The organism is Stenotrophomonas sp. NPDC047960, assembly GCF_043204395.1.
Classification (GTDB): domain Bacteria; phylum Pseudomonadota; class Gammaproteobacteria; order Xanthomonadales; family Xanthomonadaceae; genus Stenotrophomonas.
Genome location: NZ_JBIDBX010000006.1, coordinates 260,530 through 276,495, shown reverse-complemented (window position 1 = coordinate 276,495; position 15,966 = coordinate 260,530). Strand labels below are relative to the sequence as shown.

15 protein-coding genes are annotated in these 15,966 nt (G+C 66.4%); 8 read left to right on the top strand and 7 right to left on the bottom strand.

The genetic code is table 11. The features are described from left to right. Positions 1-377 precede the first annotated feature (377 nt). Genes ACGFZ3_RS14820 through ACGFZ3_RS14795 form a run of 6 tightly spaced genes read left to right on the top strand, consistent with a single transcriptional unit; the run spans position 378 to position 6,336 of the window. Complete coding sequence (locus tag ACGFZ3_RS14820; protein ID WP_392922663.1) at positions 378-3,206, top strand: monovalent cation/H+ antiporter subunit A; 2,829 nt, start codon at positions 378-380, stop codon at positions 3,204-3,206. Continuing rightward, positions 3,206-3,592 carry a Na+/H+ antiporter subunit C gene (locus tag ACGFZ3_RS14815; RefSeq protein WP_392922660.1) on the top strand — a complete coding sequence of 129 codons (387 nt, stop codon included), beginning with the start codon at positions 3,206-3,208 and terminating at the stop codon, positions 3,590-3,592. The genes ACGFZ3_RS14820 and ACGFZ3_RS14815 overlap by 1 nt, the downstream gene beginning before the upstream one ends. Next, a complete protein-coding gene (locus ACGFZ3_RS14810; RefSeq protein WP_392922657.1) occupies positions 3,589-5,124 on the top strand; it encodes a monovalent cation/H+ antiporter subunit D in 1,536 nt (511 codons plus the stop codon). Before ACGFZ3_RS14815 ends, ACGFZ3_RS14810 begins: the two co-directional genes overlap by 4 nt. Next, on the top strand, positions 5,121-5,624 hold the full coding sequence (locus ACGFZ3_RS14805; RefSeq protein ID WP_392922654.1) for a Na+/H+ antiporter subunit E: 504 nt from the start codon (positions 5,121-5,123) through the stop codon (positions 5,622-5,624). The genes ACGFZ3_RS14810 and ACGFZ3_RS14805 overlap by 4 nt, the downstream gene beginning before the upstream one ends. Next, a complete protein-coding gene (locus ACGFZ3_RS14800; RefSeq protein ID WP_068854300.1) occupies positions 5,621-5,905 on the top strand; it encodes a K+/H+ antiporter subunit F in 285 nt (94 codons plus the stop codon). Before ACGFZ3_RS14805 ends, ACGFZ3_RS14800 begins: the two co-directional genes overlap by 4 nt. Continuing rightward, positions 5,902-6,336 carry a Na+/H+ antiporter subunit G gene (locus ACGFZ3_RS14795; RefSeq protein WP_392922650.1) on the top strand — a complete coding sequence of 145 codons (435 nt, stop codon included), beginning with the start codon at positions 5,902-5,904 and terminating at the stop codon, positions 6,334-6,336. Before ACGFZ3_RS14800 ends, ACGFZ3_RS14795 begins: the two co-directional genes overlap by 4 nt. 19 nt (positions 6,337-6,355) lie before the next feature. Here the strand turns inward: ACGFZ3_RS14795 and ACGFZ3_RS14790 are convergent, their stop codons facing one another. Both ACGFZ3_RS14790 and ACGFZ3_RS14785 read right to left on the bottom strand, forming a co-directional pair. Continuing rightward, positions 6,356-7,306 (bottom strand): sodium:calcium antiporter, encoded by a 951-nt coding sequence (locus ACGFZ3_RS14790; RefSeq protein ID WP_392922647.1) that lies wholly within the window; start codon positions 7,304-7,306, stop codon positions 6,356-6,358. A gap of 100 nt (positions 7,307-7,406) precedes the next feature. Then, positions 7,407-8,030 carry a hypothetical protein gene (locus ACGFZ3_RS14785; RefSeq protein WP_392922644.1) on the bottom strand — a complete coding sequence of 208 codons (624 nt, stop codon included), beginning with the start codon at positions 8,028-8,030 and terminating at the stop codon, positions 7,407-7,409. A gap of 132 nt (positions 8,031-8,162) precedes the next feature. Between ACGFZ3_RS14785 and ACGFZ3_RS14780 the strand changes: the two genes are divergently transcribed. Continuing rightward, entirely contained in the window at positions 8,163-8,705 is a 543-nt protein-coding gene (locus ACGFZ3_RS14780) for a hypothetical protein (RefSeq protein ID WP_392922641.1), read from the top strand. A gap of 20 nt (positions 8,706-8,725) precedes the next feature. Here the strand turns inward: ACGFZ3_RS14780 and hmgA are convergent, their stop codons facing one another. Together hmgA and hppD are read right to left on the bottom strand one after the other, a co-directional pair. After that, on the bottom strand, positions 8,726-10,027 hold the full coding sequence (gene hmgA, locus ACGFZ3_RS14775) for a homogentisate 1,2-dioxygenase (protein WP_392922638.1): 1,302 nt from the start codon (positions 10,025-10,027) through the stop codon (positions 8,726-8,728). A 22-nt stretch (positions 10,028-10,049) separates the two neighbouring features. After that, positions 10,050-11,165 carry a 4-hydroxyphenylpyruvate dioxygenase gene (hppD, locus tag ACGFZ3_RS14770; protein WP_392922635.1) on the bottom strand — a complete coding sequence of 372 codons (1,116 nt, stop codon included), beginning with the start codon at positions 11,163-11,165 and terminating at the stop codon, positions 10,050-10,052. A gap of 129 nt (positions 11,166-11,294) precedes the next feature. Between hppD and ACGFZ3_RS14765 the strand changes: the two genes are divergently transcribed. Then, positions 11,295-11,786 (top strand): MarR family winged helix-turn-helix transcriptional regulator, encoded by a 492-nt coding sequence (locus ACGFZ3_RS14765; RefSeq protein ID WP_068854306.1) that lies wholly within the window; start codon positions 11,295-11,297, stop codon positions 11,784-11,786. Positions 11,787-11,925: 139 nt separating this feature from the next. On the opposite strand, the gene ACGFZ3_RS14760 is transcribed toward ACGFZ3_RS14765, so the two are convergent. The 3 genes from ACGFZ3_RS14760 to ACGFZ3_RS14750 form a co-directional block, all read right to left on the bottom strand. Further along, on the bottom strand, positions 11,926-13,065 hold the full coding sequence (locus ACGFZ3_RS14760) for a hypothetical protein (protein WP_392922631.1): 1,140 nt from the start codon (positions 13,063-13,065) through the stop codon (positions 11,926-11,928). A gap of 192 nt (positions 13,066-13,257) precedes the next feature. Beyond that, on the bottom strand, positions 13,258-14,760 hold the full coding sequence (locus ACGFZ3_RS14755; RefSeq protein ID WP_392922628.1) for a peptide MFS transporter: 1,503 nt from the start codon (positions 14,758-14,760) through the stop codon (positions 13,258-13,260). A 243-nt stretch (positions 14,761-15,003) separates the two neighbouring features. Further along, positions 15,004-15,882, bottom strand: coding sequence for a tryptophan 2,3-dioxygenase (locus ACGFZ3_RS14750; protein WP_392922625.1), 879 nt, complete (start codon positions 15,880-15,882; stop codon positions 15,004-15,006). Positions 15,883-15,966 lie beyond the last annotated feature (84 nt).

The following is a 15,966-nucleotide window of genomic DNA, read 5'->3' as shown; positions in this document are numbered from 1 at the left end:
GCACGGCCTGGCACTACGAGACGTCGACAACTGGCGCCCAACCTGAACGAAATGAATGCTCACTCCTGCTGCACGGCAGCGGGTCCAGCATGGCTTTGGGCAGGATCCGGGGCGCGTCTTCCGTTCATCTGCGAGGTGGCTGACGGGCGGGCGGAGGCCCTGTCGTTGCTGGGCTGAACGGTGGCGAGACCACTCAGATCGCAAAGTGCCGGCAACGTTTCCATACGGCCTTGAACGCGGCCGAATGGAGCCCGCTGCTGGAGGCAAAAAGATGAATCAAGCACGTTGCCTGCAATTGGTGGCGTAATCGGGTATATCGGCGACAAATCCCTGCCTGTTAGACTGAAAGGCCTGCTCGTGAATCCCGCATTCCCTGCATGAATCCCAGCCTTCTCCTGCTGCTCGCCCTGCCCTTCCTGCTGGCGGTGGCGCTCATTGTGTTCCGCCACAGCTCCCGCGCGGCGGCGGCCTGGCTGGCCGCGGCCGCGCCCGTGGGCGGTCTGGCGCTGCTCGCGACAATGACCCCCGCGATCCTTGAGGGCGGGGTCGTGCGCAGTTTCGGGGAATGGCTGCCGCAGATCGGTCTGGCGTTCTCGGTGCGGCTGGATGGGCTGGCCTGGATGTTCGCCGGCATGGTGCTGGCCATCGGCGCGCTGGTGGTGATGTACGCGCACTACTACCTGAGTGCGAAGGACAACGCCCACCGCTTCTACTGCTATCTGCTGCTGTTCATGGGCGCCATGCTGGGCATGGTGCTGTCGGGCAACCTGTTACTGCTGATGGTGTTCTGGGAAATGACCAGCATCAGCTCGTTCCTGCTGATCGGATTCTGGTCGCACCGCCAGGACGCCCGCGAGGGCGCGCGGATGGCGCTGGTGGTGACCGGCGGCGGTGGGCTGGCGCTGCTGGGCGGCGTGCTGCTGATCGGCCGCATCGTCGGCAGCTTCGAGCTGGATGCGGTGCTGGCCGCCGGCGATGTGATCCGTGCCAGCCCGCTGTACCCATGGGCCCTGTTCCTCGTGTTGGCGGGCATCTTCACCAAGAGCGCGCAGTTCCCGTTCCATTTCTGGCTGCCGCATGCCATGGCCGCGCCGACCCCGGTGTCGGCCTACCTGCACTCGGCCACCATGGTGAAGGCCGGCGTGTTTCTGCTGGCGCGGCTGCACCCGGCCCTCGCTGGTAGCGACCTGTTCTTCTATACGGTCAGCGGCATCGGCGCGCTGACCCTGCTGATCGGGGCCTGGAATGCGATCTTCCAGCACGACCTGAAAGGGCTGCTGGCCTATTCAACGATCTCGCACCTGGGCCTGATCACCCTGCTGTTCGGCCTGTCCACGCCGATGGCGGTGGTGGCCGGCGTGTTCCACATTCTCAACCACGCCACCTTCAAGGCCTCGCTGTTCATGGCCGCGGGCATCATCGACCACGAAACCGGCACCCGCGACATGCGCAAGCTGGGCGGGCTGCGCCGGCTGATGCCGTTCACCAGCGCGCTGGCGATCATCGCCTCGCTGGCCATGGCCGGCATTCCGCTGCTCAACGGTTTCCTGTCCAAGGAGATGCTGTTTGCCGAGGCGATCACCGCGCAGGGGCCGGAGCCGATGCGCATCGCGGTGTCGATCGCCGCGCTGCTGGCCGGCGTCCTGGGGGTGGCCTACAGCCTGCGCTTCGTGCACGACACCTTCTTCGGCAAGGGCCCGCATGACCTTGACCGGGTGCCGCACGAGCCGCCGCGCTTCATGAAAGTGCCGGTGGAGGTCCTGGTCGTGCTGTGCGTGGCGGTGGGCGTGGCCCCGGCGCTCACCGTGGCCCCGATCCTGCACGCAGCGGCCTCCTCGATCCTGGGCCCGGCCATGCCGGCGTACAGCCTGTCGGTCTGGCACGGCTTCAACATGCCGCTGATGATGAGCATCGCCGGGGTGCTGGGCGGCATCGCGCTGTATTTCGGCCTGCGTCGGCTCATCAACCTGCATGCGGTGGTCAGCCATGCCATCGGTCGCAACCTGTTCCACAAACAGCTGGACCTGGTGTTCGGCTTTGCCCACCGGCTGACCCAGGGGCTGGCCAACGGCAGCCTGCAACGCATGCTGATGGCGCTGGTAGTGGTGGCGATCATCGTGGCTGCCGCGCCGTTCGTAGCCAACCCCGTATCGCCGAACTGGCCCTCGCCGCAGCCCATCCCGCTGCTGGGCTGGGCATTGTGGGCGGTGATGATGGCCTGCGCGCTGGGCGCACTGTTCGTCTACCGCCAGCGCCTGCTGGCGGTCCTGGTGGTCGGTGGCGTCGGCCTGATGGTGTCGCTGACCTTCGTGTTCCTGTCCGCGCCGGACCTTGCGCTGACCCAGCTGCTGGTGGAAATGGTGACGCTGGTGCTGATGCTGCTGGGCATGAACTACCTGCCGGCGCAGTCCCCGCCGGAGAAGTCGCGCTGGCGCAAGCGCCGCGATGCGCTGATCGCGGTGATTGGCGGCGGTGGCCTTGCGGCCATGGCTTACAGCGCGATGACCCTGCCGCCCAACACCATGGCCGGCGAACTGCTCGCGCGCGCACTGCCTGAAGCCTATGGCGAGAACGTGGTCAACGTGATCCTGGTGGACTTCCGTGGCTTCGATACCTTCGGTGAGATCACCGTGTTCGGCATCGCCGCGCTGGTGGTGCACGCCATGCTGCGGCGATCGCGGATGGCACCGGAACAGATCATGCCCGGCCCGCCGATCAAGCTGCCGGTGCCGGCTGATCTGGCCCAGGTGATGTTCCCCCTGACGCTTACCGTATCGATCTTCCTGTTCCTGCGCGGCCACAATGCGCCCGGCGGCGGTTTCATCGCCGGTCTGGTGCTGGCGGTGCCGCTGCTGATCCAGTACGTCATCCAGGGCACCACCTCGGTGGAATCGCGCTTCGGCTTCGATTACATCCGTTGCATCGGCGCAGGCCTGCTCATCGCCATCGTCAGTGGCTGCGCCTCGATGCTGTTCGGCGTTCCATTCCTGACCAGCGGGCACCTGGACCTGGCGCTGCCGCTGATCGGCACGGTGCCGCTGGCCAGCGCCATCGGCTTCGATACCGGCGTGTACCTGGTGGTGTTCGGCGGGGCGATGCTGATCCTGTCGATGATGGGCACGGTGAAGCCGTCGCGCACCCGCAACTCGCGCAAGGGCGAGATCGATCCCAACCGCCGTTCGGCACGCACCGGGGAGACCCACTGATGGAACTGGCCCTGGCAAGCGCGATCGGCGTTCTGGCTGCAATCGGCATCTACCTGCTGCTGCGCGCGCGCAGCTTCGACGTCATCCTCGGCATGACCTTCCTGTCCTACGCCACCAATCTGCTGATCTTCTCCGGCGGTCGCCTGGTCACCGGCAAGGCGCCGGTGCTGAAGGAAGGCGTGGACAGCACCCTGCGCAACTACACCGACCCGCTGCCGCAGGCGCTGGTCCTGACCGCGATCGTCATCGCTTTCGCCATGACCGCCGTGAGCATCGTGCTCGCCATGCGCAGCCGCAGCGACAACCACAGCGACCACGTCGACGCGCACGAGGATGAGGCTGCAGAACTGGCCGATACCGCGCCCGGCCGGGAGGGCGGCCCGTGAACCATGCGGTGATCCTGCCCATCCTGATTCCACTGTTCGGTGCGGCGTGTTCGCTGTTCGTCGAACACCGCCGCTATGGGCCGAAGGTGCAGCGCACGGTCGCCTGGAGCACGCTCACCGCCTTGGCGGCGGCGGTGGCCCTGCTGTTCGCGCAGACTGCCGATGGGACCATCGCGGTGTACCTGCTTGGCGACTGGCCCTCACGATTGGGCATCGCGCTGGTGGCCGACCGCCTGTCCAGCTGGATGCTGCTGACCACCCTGCTGCTGGCCATTCCGTGCCTGTTGCATGCCTGTTCCGGCTGGGACCGGCGGGCGCCGCACTTCCATGCGCTGTTCCAGTTCCAGCTGGTGGGCCTCAACGGCGCGTTCCTCACCGGCGACATCTTCAACCTGTTCGTGTTCTTCGAGGTGATGCTGATCGCCTCCTACGGCCTGCTGCTCAGTGGCGGGCGCGGGCTGCGCATGCGCATCGGCCTGCACTATGTTGTGTTCAATGTCACCGCTTCCACGCTGTTCCTGATCGCATTGGGGCTGCTGTATGCCTCGCTGGGCTCGCTCAACATGGCCGAGCTGTCCCAGCGCATCGCCGAGGTGCCGCCCACCCACCTGACCTTGGTGAAGGCAACGCTCGGCCTGCTGCTGCTGGTGTTCTGCAGCAAGGCCGCACTGATGCCGCTGTATCTGTGGCTGCCTGAAGCCTACGCACGCGCACCGGCAGCGGTGGCCGCGCTGTTTGCCATCATGACCAAGGTGGGGCTGTACGCGATGCTGCGGGTAAGCTCGCTGTGGTTCGGCGAAGATGCCGGGGCGATGGCCGGTTACGGCAGCCAGTGGCTGTTCTGGGCCGGCGTGGCCACGCTGATCCTGGGCGGGCTGGGCGTGCTTGCCGCCGCGCGCCTGCGCGTGCTGATCTCCTACCTGGTGGTGGTATCGGCGGCCACGCTGTTCATCGCGTTCTCGATACGCACCCCGCAGGTGCTGTCGGCAGGCCTGTACTACCTGCCCCACAGTACCTTCGTGGCTGCGGCGCTGTTCCTCATCGCCGACCTGATCCGCCGCCGCCGCGGTGGCGCGAGTGACCGCAAGGAAATCATCGCGCCGATGCCCGGCAAGGAAACTCCGGCGGTGCTGTTCCTGATCGCAGCGGTGTCGGTGGCCGGCCTGCCGCCGCTGTCCGGCTTCCTGGCCAAGGCGGCGATGCTGGCCGGTATGCCGGCGGCGTACACCGGCGTGGCGTGGGCGGCGGTACTGGGCAGCAGCCTGATGGTGATCGTCGGTATTACCCGGGGCGGTATCCGCCTGTTCTGGCGGGTGCCGGTGCTGGACGAAGGCGTGCCGCCGCCGCGCAAGGCCCCCACCCGTACCGTGGAGCTGTTCGCCGCCGCGCTGCTGCTCTGCTACGGCATCGGCATGAGCCTGTTCGCCAACCCGTTGATGCAATACACCGATGCAATGGCCACGCAGCTGCTCACCCCGCAGGACTACGTGGGCGAACTGCGCGCCGCCACGCCGGAGATCCGCCAGCCATGAGCCGCCGCCCGCTGCTTCGCCGCCTGTTCCCGTCGACCTCGCTGAGCGTGATGGTCACCGGCTTCTGGGTGCTGATGTCCGACAGTTTCACCCTCGGCCAGATCCTGCTCGGCATGCTGCTGGGCGTCGTGGTCCCGCTGTTTGCCGCCCGGCTGGACCGCGAGTTCGCGCGCATCGGCTCGCTGCGACCGTTGCCCAAGCTGATCTGCGTGACGCTGTGGGACATCCTGGTCTCCAATATCCGCGTGGCGGTGCAGGTGCTCGGCCCGGAACGCCGCATCCACCCCGGCTTCATCTGGCTGCCGCTGGATATCGCCAACATCCATGGCATCGCCGCGCTCACCAGCATGATCACGCTGACCCCGGGCACGGTCTCGGCCGCGCTGTCCGACGATCGTCGCCATCTTCTGGTGCACGTGCTGCACCTGGACGATCCAGACGAACTGATCCGGCAGATCAAGAGCCGCTACGAAGCCCCGCTGATGGAGATTTTCCCATGACCGGTTTCACCTTCATCCAGACCACCATGGCGGTGTGCATGCACGTGGTCGGGCTGGCCATGCTGCTGGCCACCTGGCGCCTGCTGCGCGGGCCGACCGTGCCCGACCGGATCCTGGCGCTGGACACGCTGTCGGTAACGGCCATCGCCGAGCTGATGCTGTTCGGCATGTACCTCAATTCGGCCGTCTATTTCGAAGCCGCACTGGTGATCGCGATGCTGGGCTTCGGCAGCACCGTGGTGCTGAGCAAGTTCGTGCTGCGCCGGGACATCGTCGAATGATCACCTTCATCCAGGTCGCGCTGTCGCTGCTGCTGCTGTTTGGCTGCTTCTTCATCCTCGTTGGCGCGCTGGGGCTGGTGAAGCTGTCCACGTTCTTCAAGCGCCTGCATGCGCCGACCAAGGCCAGCACGCTGGGCGTGGGCTGCGTACTGGCCGGTTCAGTGCTGTACCACATCTTCCTGGGTGAAGACCCGCAGCCGCGTGAGCTGCTGATCACCGTATTCCTGTTCATCACCGCACCGATCAGCGCGCACATGATGGCCAAGGCCGCGCTGTCGCTGATGATGGAAAAGCGGCCGAGCCTGCCCGGGCATGAGACCGCGAAGGAAGAACAGCTGCCGCCACCGCGTCCGCGCACGATGACAGAAGGGCGCGATGACGACGAACGCCTCGCCACGCGCGCGGATTCCACCGCCCCCCCGGAGACGTAGGGACACGCCATGCGTGTCCCTAGCCGATCAACGCCAGCTCCAGCGCGATCCACGCCACGAACGCCAGCAACAGGATCCCGCCCTCGCGCCGGCTGATCCTCAGGTCGCCCTTGAGCATCGGGTACAGCACCAGCACGAAGGCGATCGCTGCCGGCAACTCCAGCTTCACGAACGACTCGGGCAGCGCCAGCGGGCGCAGCGCGGCCATGCCGCCGACCACCACCAGCAGGTTGAACAGGCTCGAACCGATCACGTGACCCAGCACCATGTCACCCTGGCCACGGCGCGCGGCGACGATCGCGGCAGCGACTTCCGGCAGCGCGGTGCCGATGGCCACCGGCAACAGGCCCACCAGCAAGGGCGACCAGCCCAGGCTGGCCCCCATCACCGGCGCGGCACCCACCACCCACCGCGCGCCGTAGTACAGGCACACGGCGGCGAACACTACCCGCAGCACGTTGAGCAACAGGCCGGTACGGGTCATCGCGTAACCGGCAATCGCCTCGCGTACCGGCTCGGATTCGCGTCGGGCCTGGCGCAGCACGAAGGCAAGCAGCGCCACGAAGCCGAGCAGCAGTAAGGCCCCTTCCCAGCGCGCGATCACCCCGTCCAGTCCAAATACGATCAGCGCCAGGCTGGCCAACGCCAGCAGCACCAGCAACGGTGAGAGCAGGCGTGCCCGCACCAGCAGCGGCGCGGCGAGCGCCGCCAGCGCCAGGGTCAGGCCCACATTGACGATATTGCTTCCCACCGCATTGCCCAGCGCCAGCTCCTGGGCGCCCACCACGAACGCGCGGGCATTGACCACCAGTTCGGGCAGGGAGGTACCGAAGGTCACCAGCAGCAATCCCGCCACGAAAGGAGAAGCACCGAAGCGCTGGGCCAGCCCGGAGGCGGCCTTGACGATGGAGTCGCCCCCAAGTGCAAGCAGCAGCAGGCCCAACAGGAACCAGGCGGTGGCAGCGATCATCAGTGCATCCCCAGGTGGCGTGGCCCGATTCTAGGGCCAGTTCAGGCCCGGCGCACAGGCGGTGCGCACGGGGCCGGGAGACCCGGCCCCGTGCGGTGGCTCAGGAGCAGCCTTCCACGTAATCCACCTGCGGGGTCTTGCCGACCCGCCAGGCGGTGACGGTGCCATCGCCGTTGATCTCGAAGTTGACGATCGCCCCGCCCTCGCTGGCCGGGCGCACGCGCAGGTTGTGGCCCTTCTCGTCGTACTTGTGCGGGGTCAGGTCGCCGCGATCGGGATACAGCGTCTGCAGCTGGCCCAGCGACATCCCGACCTTGCCGCCACCCGGCGCCACGATGCGGTCGTTGCGGACGTCGTAACGCACCAGCCGCTTGCCTTCGACCATCAGGATCACGTCATCGGCCTGGCTGCCCTGCGGGCGGAGCGCGTGGCAATAGTCATCGGGGACGTCGCCCTGCAGGGGCTCCTTCCAGGCGGCGCGGACTTCGTCCAGGCTGGCACCCAGGGTCAACGGGCCATACCCATCCAGCCGCGCAGGACCCTGCGCGGCTGGATCGGCCGCGGGTGCAGTGGGCGTGCTCGCAGGTGCTGCGGTTGCCGCCGCGCCCGCAGCCGGCTCCACCACCGCAGCCTCGGCGTCGGCCGAGGGGGGCTCTGGATGGCGGTCGCAGCCCGCCAACGCGATTGCGATACCCAATGCCAACACGCTTGCCAGCTGCTTCATCTGCACGCCCTCCTGTGAGTGGTTCGCAGGCTAGCGCGGAGGCCGTGCAGCGCGTGCATACATAGCGTGCCTGTCATCACAGTTACACCTGCAGCGTTCAGGCTCGGCCTGCACCGCTTCGACCCCACGACCATGCAACCGCGCAAGACCGACCTCGCCCGCGACGCCCTGCAGGCCCACCGCGCGCCCTTGGACATGCGCCAACGGCGCCTGCTGATCCTGTGCGATGGCCAGCGCGACCTGTCCCAGCTCACCGCGATGATCGGGCCGGAAGCGTCGGCAATGGTGATCCAGCTGATCCAGAGCGGCTATCTGGTGTCTACTGCGCCGCCCGAACCGGTGCCCGCGCCCGAGCCCGTTGCGGCAACTGCGGCCAGCCCCGCGCCGGGAAGTGCCGCTCCCGTCACCGAACGCCGGCGTTCGCTGGTGGCCGCACGCATCTACCTGCTCGGCATTCTCGAACTTCAACGGCACCCGCAGGCCGCCGCGCTGCTGTACGCCCTGCAGCAGGCGCGCAGCGACGAGCAGGTGGTCGCCGCGCTGCGCAGTGCCCTCGATGCGCTGGCTGGGCTGACCTCACCCGGCTACTGCGAGCGCGTACGCCAGCGTCTCTTCGAAGTGCTGCCGGAGACGCATCTGGCACAGCTGGAGCAGGCCGGCGCCGACGCCGGCTGATCGCCGCTGCCCGTGTGTGATTACGCCTGGAAGTTCTTCTTCAGGCCCTGCCAGCAGTGCTGGTAGCCACGCTGGCGGTGCGCCGCGTCCATCGCCTGCGCGGTGGGGCGAATCACGCCACGCGTTTCGAACATGAAGGCCATGGTGTCCTTGATCACGTCCGGCCGGCTCAGGTCGGCCGCGGACGCCTTCTCGAACGTGGTGGCATCCGGCCCGTGGCCGCTCATGCTGTTATGCAGGGATGCGCCACCGGGCACGAAGCCTTCGGCCTTGGCGTCATAGGCGCCGTGGATCAGCCCCATGAACTCGCTGGCGATGTTGCGGTGGAACCACGGCGGCCGGAAGGTATCCTGGGCCACCAGCCAGCGCGGCGGGAAGATCGCGAAATCCATGTTGCTGGTGCCCGGGGTATCGCTGGGCGAATGCAGCACCAGGAAAATCGACGGGTCCGGGTGGTCGTGGCTGATCGAGCCGATGGTGTTGAAGCGGCGCAGGTCATAGCGGTACGGTGCGTAGTTGCCGTGCCAGGCCACCACATCCAGCGGTGAGTGATCGATGTCCGCACGCCACAGCTGGCCCTGGAACTTGGCGATCAACTCGAAGGCGCCGTCGACGTCTTCGTACGCCGCGTGCGGCGTTTCGAAATCGCGCGGGTTGGCCAGTCCGTTCGACCCGATCGGGCCCAGGTCCGGCAATCTGAGCAGCGCACCGAAGTTTTCGCAGACGTAGCCGCGCGCCTGCCTATCCGGCAGTTCGACGCGGAACCGCACCCCGCGTGGGATCACCGCGATCTGCTGCGGTTCGATCTCGATCACGCCCAGCTCGGTCAGCAATCGCAGGCGTCCCAGTTCCGGCACGATCAGCAGTTCACCATCGGCGTCGTAGAAGTAACGCCCCTGCATGTCCGCAGTGGCGGCATACAGGTGGATGCCGACGCCACCGTGCGCGTCAGGCGAACCATTGCCGCCCATGGTGTACAGGCCATCGACGAAGTCGGTCGGCGCGGTGGGCAGCGGCAGTGGATCCCAGCGGAGCTGGTTCGGCGACACCGCCCCATGCTCGAAATCGCCGTGCAGGCGCGGTTGCGCATAGGGCTGGAATTCCCCATGGGTGACCGCCGGGCGTATCCGGTACAACCAGCTGCGCCGGTTGCTGCCACGCGGCGCGGTGAACGCCGTGCCCGACAGCTGTTCGGCGTACAACCCACGCGCCACCCGCTGCGGCGAGTTGCGGCCCACCGGCAGTGCGCCGGGAACCGCTTCCGTGGCGAATTCGTTGCCGAAACCGGTCTGGTAGCCGCGCGATTCGAGGAAGGTGGGCATGGTCGGGGTCCGTTTTGGTGAATTACAGCACGCCGCGCTTGATCTGGTCGCGCTCGATGCTTTCGAACAGCGCGGTGAAGTTGCCTTCGCCAAACCCTTCATTGCCCTTGCGCTGGATGATCTCGAAGAAGATCGGGCCAATACAGTTGGTGGTGAAGATCTGCAGCAGCTTGCGCTGCTTGGTCTCCGGATCGGCATCGATCAGGATCTTGTTCTTCGCCAGGCGCGGCACGTCTTCGCCATGTCCGGGCACGCGCATGTCGATCACCTCGAAATACGTGTCCGGCGTATCCAGGAACTCCACGCCCTGCGCACGCATCGCCTCGACGGTCTCATAGATGTTTTCGGTGAAGCAGGCGATGTGCTGGATGCCCTCGCCCTTGTAGGCGTCCAGGTATTCGTTGATCTGGCTCTTTGGGTCGGACGATTCATTGAGCGGAATGCGCACGATGCCGTCCGGAGCGGTCATCGCCTTGGACACCAGGCCAGTCTTGAGGCCCTTGATGTCGAAGTAACGGATTTCGCGGAAGTTGAACAGGCGCTCGTAGTAGTCCGACCACTGCTGCATGTTGCCGAAGTACAGGTTGTGGGTCAGGTGGTCGATGAAGGTCAGGCCGAACCCGACCGGGTTCTGGTCCACGCCGTCGATCGGTGCGTAGTCGGTATCGAACATGCTGCCGGCAGCACCGTAACGGTCCACCAGGTACAGCATGCAGTCGCCGATGCCCTTGATGACCGGGGCCGGCACGGCCTTGGTTTCCGGCTTGAAGTCGATCGCTTCGGCACCGTTGCCGAGCGCCATCCTGAACACTTCATCGCCCGGCTTCTGGAAGCGGATGGCGAAGCCACAGGCGCACGGGCCGTGCTTTTCAGCGAAGTCCGAGGCGAACGAATCGGGCTCCTCGTTGACCAGGAAGTTCACCCCGCCCTGGCGGTACACGGTGATGGCGCGCTGCTTGTGGCGCAGCACCGCAGTGAAGCCCATTTTGCGGAAATAGTCGTGGAGCTCGGCGCCACGTCCGGCCGGCGCGGCGAATTCAACGAATTCGAACCCATCGATGCCCATCGGGTTCTCGAAGGTGGTGACCTGCATGCCCGGGTTGGGGGCGTGCGACGCGGTTGCGGGCTGGCTGCTCATGACGTGGCTCCAAAGCGGCCCACCCCCGGAAAAAAACCAGGTGCGGGCGGAAGGCAGACCCGCGAGAATGCGGAGTCCGGAAAGAAGGTTATAGTTTCACATGAAACCACCATCAAGGTGCACTGCAGCATGAGCCCACCCGATCCCAGCAGCCAGACCATCCGAGCCACGCACGCCCTGCTCGACCTGGAACAGTTCCTGCCCTACCGGCTGAGCGTTCTGTCCAACCGGGTCAGCGGCAACATCGCCAAGCTCTACGGAGACCGTTACGGCCTGGCGATTCCCGAATGGCGGGTGATCACCATCCTGGCGCTGTACCCCGGCTCATCGGCAAGCGAGGTTTCCGACCGCACCGCGATGGACAAGGTGGCGGTCAGCCGGGCCGTGGCCAGACTGCTCGAACGCGGCTTCATCAAGCGTGAAACCCATGGCGATGACCGCCGGCGCTCGGTGCTGGCGCTGTCGGCGGCCGGGTTCGAGGTCTACGAGACCATTGCCCCGCTGGTGATCGAGATCACCCGCAAGCTGATGTCGGTGCTCAGCGAGGATGAGGAGCAGATGCTGGAGAAGCTGATCCTGCGCCTGGCGGGCGAAGGCCTGCAGCGGATGGATGAAGGCTGAGGACTACCGACCAACGGTCGGTACCTGCCCGCGGGTCCGCCGCCGACGGGCATGGCGTCGGTGATTGTTCCGCGGGTCCGCCGCCGACGGGCATAGCGACGGTGATTGTTCCGGTAGGTAACGACCGTTGGTCGTTACCTCAGCTGAGGTGTTTCCGCCGCGCATGCACCCAAGGCGCAGCCAACGCGCCGATGGCGCCGGCGGCCAGGCCCAGTGACGCCGCCACCGCAGCTGCTTCCAGCGCACCTGGCAGCGCCAGCGCCGCAATCACCAGCAAGGCAGCCGGCAGCGCGATGAAGGTGGCCAGGAAATAGCGCCAGCGCGGCGCCCAGGTCCCAACCTGGAGCAGACTCACCGGCATCCAGGTTTCGCCCGAGGCATCTTCGGCGATCTTGGCGGCCACCTTGGGCAGGTCCACTTCCACCGGGGCCCTGCCGGTGCGCGCGGTGGCCAGGGCGCGTGCCACCTCGTCGACCGGCGGATACGACGTTGGCCACGCCACCGGCGCAGCGACCCCATAGGCGGTCAGCAGGGGCACGCTCAGCCACGGTGCAAGCAGCGGCCGCAGCTTGCGCCGGTCCAGCACGCACCAGACCTGGGCGATGCCATTGGCTACCACGCTGTACAGCGCCAGCTGGCCCGGTTCCGGGTACGGCAGCACATGTACGCGCGCGGCCATGCTGGTGTACCCCATATCGCGCAGGAAACCTGGCCGGGTGCGGCCCTCGTGTGCCCAGGCCAGGCCCAGCGGCGCGACCAGGCAGGCCTCGGCCGGATCCTTCACCCCTGCGGTGGCGCGATCGTCGCTGGCGAGGAAGAACGCCAGCGATTTCGGCTCGGCTACGTCGGCCTGGTCCCAGCGCCCGCTGTCTCCCAGCACATGCTTGAGCGGCAGTCGCGCGGGCGCGGTTTCGGCCTTGGTGGCGTTATGCAGGTAAGGCAGCACCGAGAGCACGAAACTCTGCAGGTCCACGCCGCGCGAGCCGGTGCCTTGCCATTCGCTGGGCAGCAGACCCACCAGCGCCGGGTTGCGGGCCAGCTGATCGAGCTGGGTTTTCTGTTCAACCAGTTTCTGCACTGCCGCCTTGAGCAGCACGTTGTCGGGCACCGACACCTGCGGCAGGCGATAGAGCGTGGCCCCGGGTGCCGGGGTAGCCGCCTCGCTGCCTGCGTCGTGCGCCGAGTGGTCGTCCAGCAGCACATCCGTCGGCGGCAGGGTTACCCCGGCGGCGACGTCGAGAAGGGTGTCGGAGGTGCTGTCACTGGCGCCGGGCTGCATGCGTTCAATCCATGAGGTCCTTGGAGATAGCGGCAGCGCGCGGAAAAAATGTAGAGCGGACGGTCAGTCCGCTGTTCCAGAAAAAATGCCGCGATGTCCGCGGCATTTTTCCTCCGGTCAGGGCGCCTGGGACGGCGCCATTCCTTCAGTTGCCCGAGGCCACCGGCTGGCCGGCTGCGAGCATTGCAGACCTCACTTGACGCCGTGCATCAGCTTGTTGATCAACGGGGCGATCAGGAACAGCAGCACGCCCGAGCCAATCAATGCCCAGAAGCCGAGCGTGTAACCGTGCAGGGCGGACTCCACCGACATGCCGGTTTCGCCACTGATGAACTTGGAGTAGATGCCCGACAGGTTGTTGCCGATGCCGGTGGACAGGAACCAGCCGCCCATGCCGAAGCCGACCAGACGCACCGGAGCCAGCTTGGTCACCATCGACAGGCCGATCGGCGACAGGCACAGCTCACCGACCGACTGGATCACGTAGACCATGAACAGCGTCCAGAACGGGATCTTGCCATCCACGACCATGGTCGACAGCGCCAGCATCAGCAGCGCGAAGGCCGCGCCGTTGAACAGCAGGCCGAGGCCGAACTTGCGCGGAATGGACGGATTGGCGCTGCCCATCTTCACCCAGATCCAGGCCACGAGCGGTGCCAGGGTGATGATGGCCACCGAGTTCACCGACTGGAACCACGCGGTCGGGAAGGTCCAGCCACCGAGGTCGCGGTTGACGATCTTGTCGGCCAGGAAGGTGAAGGAGCTGCCGGCCTGCTCGAAGAACATCCAGAACATCACGTTGAAGATGAAGATGATCAGCATCGCGATCACGCGATCACGCTGGACCTTGCCCTCGCGGATGCCTTCCACGAGAAGCAGCACGCCCAACCCGACGAACAAGGCGCCCAGGATCCAGGCCAGCACGGTCGAACCGGTCGAAAGCAGGAAGTAGGCCACCGGGATGGCGAGCATCGCGCCGATGAACACCACGGCGATGCGACCGAAGCCTTCGGCGCCGGCCGGCGGCGCGCCGATACCCTTCAGGCCGGCGCGGCCGATATAGAACCACACCAGGCTCAGCAGCATGCCGATACCGGAGGCGATGAACACCACCTTGTAGGACGGCATCGCTTCGGTACCGAACACCTTGCGGGCGAGGTAGTCGGTCAATACCGGCGCGATCATCGCACCGATGTTGATGCCCATGTAGAAGATGGTGAAGCCCGAATCGCGGCGCTCATCCTTCAGGCCGTACAGCTTGCCCACCATGGTGGAGATGTTCGGTTTGAACAGGCCGTTGCCGATGATGATCGTGGCCAGGCCGAGCTCGAACACTTCCTTGTTGGGCACCGAAATCATGAACAGACCCGCCGCCATGATCAGCGCGCCGGTCAGGATCGAACGCTGGTATCCCAGGACCCGATCGGCGACATAGCCGCCAAAGATCGCGGCGGCGTACACCAGTGCCAGGTAGGCACCGTAGGTAACGCCGGCCTCACCCTCGCCGGCGGAGTCGCCGTTGTGGAACTGGGCCACGATGTACAGCACCAGCGCCCAGCGGATCCCGTAGAACGCGAAGCGTTCCCAGAACTCGGTCATGAACAGCATCCACAGCGGGCGCGGGTGGCCCAGCGTGGTCTTGAACTCCGGCAACGCCGGTTCGGGAACGGATTTCGCGGCGGCGTCTACGCTCATGCGGGATTCCTGGGTTCGGTGGAAGACATGCACGTCCGATGTGCGAAACAGCGCGGGAGAATCCCAGAACAACGGCGTTCACGTCAAATACACACCGATCTGTGCAGCTCGCCGCGTGGTCGCTGAACTTGCATCTGCAACTACCGCCCCGCCGCCGCCAGCGCAGCAATGGCGGGGCTTCCAGCACCGTACGGCGGATCCCCCGGGGATACATGAATAGGCTTGGGGACCCGGCTCGTCGGCTCAGGCGTCGGGCGGCATCGGGTCGTCGTTGCGGATCGTGGTGCGCACCTGGAACAGCTCCGGGAAGAAGGTCAGCTCCAGGGCCTGGCGCAGGAACCCCACCCCGCTGGAACCGCCGGTGCCGCGCTTGAAGCCGATCACCCGCATCACGGTGCGCATGTGGCGGAAGCGCCAGAGCTGGAACGCGGTTTCCAGGTCTACCAGGTCCTCGCACAGCGCGTATTCGCGCCAGTAGCGGTCGGTGTTCTGGTAGATCCGCTCGAACACCGGGTGCAGGGCGTCGTCGGCCACGTGCGGCTGTTGCCAGTCGCGGTCCAGGTAGCCAGCCGGGATGGCATGCCCGAAGCGGGCCAGGTAGCGCAGGAACTCCTCGTACAGGCTGGGCGCGTCCAGTACCTGCTGCAGCTGCGCCTGTCCGGCCGGGTCGTGCGAGAACACCTGCAGCATCTGCGCGTTCTTGTTGCCCAGCAGGAACTCGATGTAGCGGTACTGCAGCGACTGGAAGCCCGACGACGGGCCGAGCACGTCGCGGAAGCCCATGTACTCGGAAGGCGTCAGGGTTTCCAGCACCGACCATTGCTCGGTGAGCTGGCGCAGCACCAGCTTGCTGCGCGCCAGCACCTTCTGGCACTGCCAGACTTGGTCGCGCTGCAGGAAGCCGATCGCGGCACGGAGCTCGTGGGCCAGCAGCTTCAGCCACAGCTCCGAGGTCTGGTGCTGGATGATGAAGAGCATTTCATCGTGGTGCGGGGGGGTGGACAGCGGCTGCTGCGCCGAAAGCAGCTGGTCCAGTCGCAGGTAGCCGCCATAGGTCAGGCGCCCCTCCAGGTCGGTGTGGATACCGGCTTCAAGGTCGCGTTGGTTCTTGTCGACAGACATGGCGGGGGCCGCTGGAGGGGGCCAAAAGGGTAGCGCACCGCCCGCGCCGGCGGGTGGGCGATTCCATGCGCAGGCGTGTGGTGG

Bases quoted from the DNA above. Each gene is read 5' to 3' on its own strand.
- ACGFZ3_RS14820 (WP_392922663.1), top strand. From the start codon at position 378: ATGAATCCCAGCCTTCTCCTGCTGCTCGCCCTGCCCTTCCTGCTGGCG.
- ACGFZ3_RS14815 (WP_392922660.1), top strand. From the start codon at position 3,206: ATGGAACTGGCCCTGGCAAGCGCGATCGGCGTTCTGGCTGCAATCGGC.
- ACGFZ3_RS14805 (WP_392922654.1), top strand. From the start codon at position 5,121: ATGAGCCGCCGCCCGCTGCTTCGCCGCCTGTTCCCGTCGACCTCGCTG.
- ACGFZ3_RS14800 (WP_068854300.1), top strand. From the start codon at position 5,621: ATGACCGGTTTCACCTTCATCCAGACCACCATGGCGGTGTGCATGCAC.
- ACGFZ3_RS14795 (WP_392922650.1), top strand. From the start codon at position 5,902: ATGATCACCTTCATCCAGGTCGCGCTGTCGCTGCTGCTGCTGTTTGGC.
- ACGFZ3_RS14790 (WP_392922647.1), bottom strand. From the start codon at position 7,306: ATGATCGCTGCCACCGCCTGGTTCCTGTTGGGCCTGCTGCTGCTTGCA.
- ACGFZ3_RS14785 (WP_392922644.1), bottom strand. From the start codon at position 8,030: ATGAAGCAGCTGGCAAGCGTGTTGGCATTGGGTATCGCAATCGCGTTG.
- ACGFZ3_RS14780 (WP_392922641.1), top strand. From the start codon at position 8,163: ATGCAACCGCGCAAGACCGACCTCGCCCGCGACGCCCTGCAGGCCCAC.
- hmgA (WP_392922638.1), bottom strand. From the start codon at position 10,027: ATGCCCACCTTCCTCGAATCGCGCGGCTACCAGACCGGTTTCGGCAAC.
- hppD (WP_392922635.1), bottom strand. From the start codon at position 11,165: ATGAGCAGCCAGCCCGCAACCGCGTCGCACGCCCCCAACCCGGGCATG.
- ACGFZ3_RS14765 (WP_068854306.1), top strand. From the start codon at position 11,295: ATGAGCCCACCCGATCCCAGCAGCCAGACCATCCGAGCCACGCACGCC.
- ACGFZ3_RS14760 (WP_392922631.1), bottom strand. From the start codon at position 13,065: ATGCAGCCCGGCGCCAGTGACAGCACCTCCGACACCCTTCTCGACGTC.
- ACGFZ3_RS14755 (WP_392922628.1), bottom strand. From the start codon at position 14,760: ATGAGCGTAGACGCCGCCGCGAAATCCGTTCCCGAACCGGCGTTGCCG.
- ACGFZ3_RS14750 (WP_392922625.1), bottom strand. From the start codon at position 15,882: ATGTCTGTCGACAAGAACCAACGCGACCTTGAAGCCGGTATCCACACC.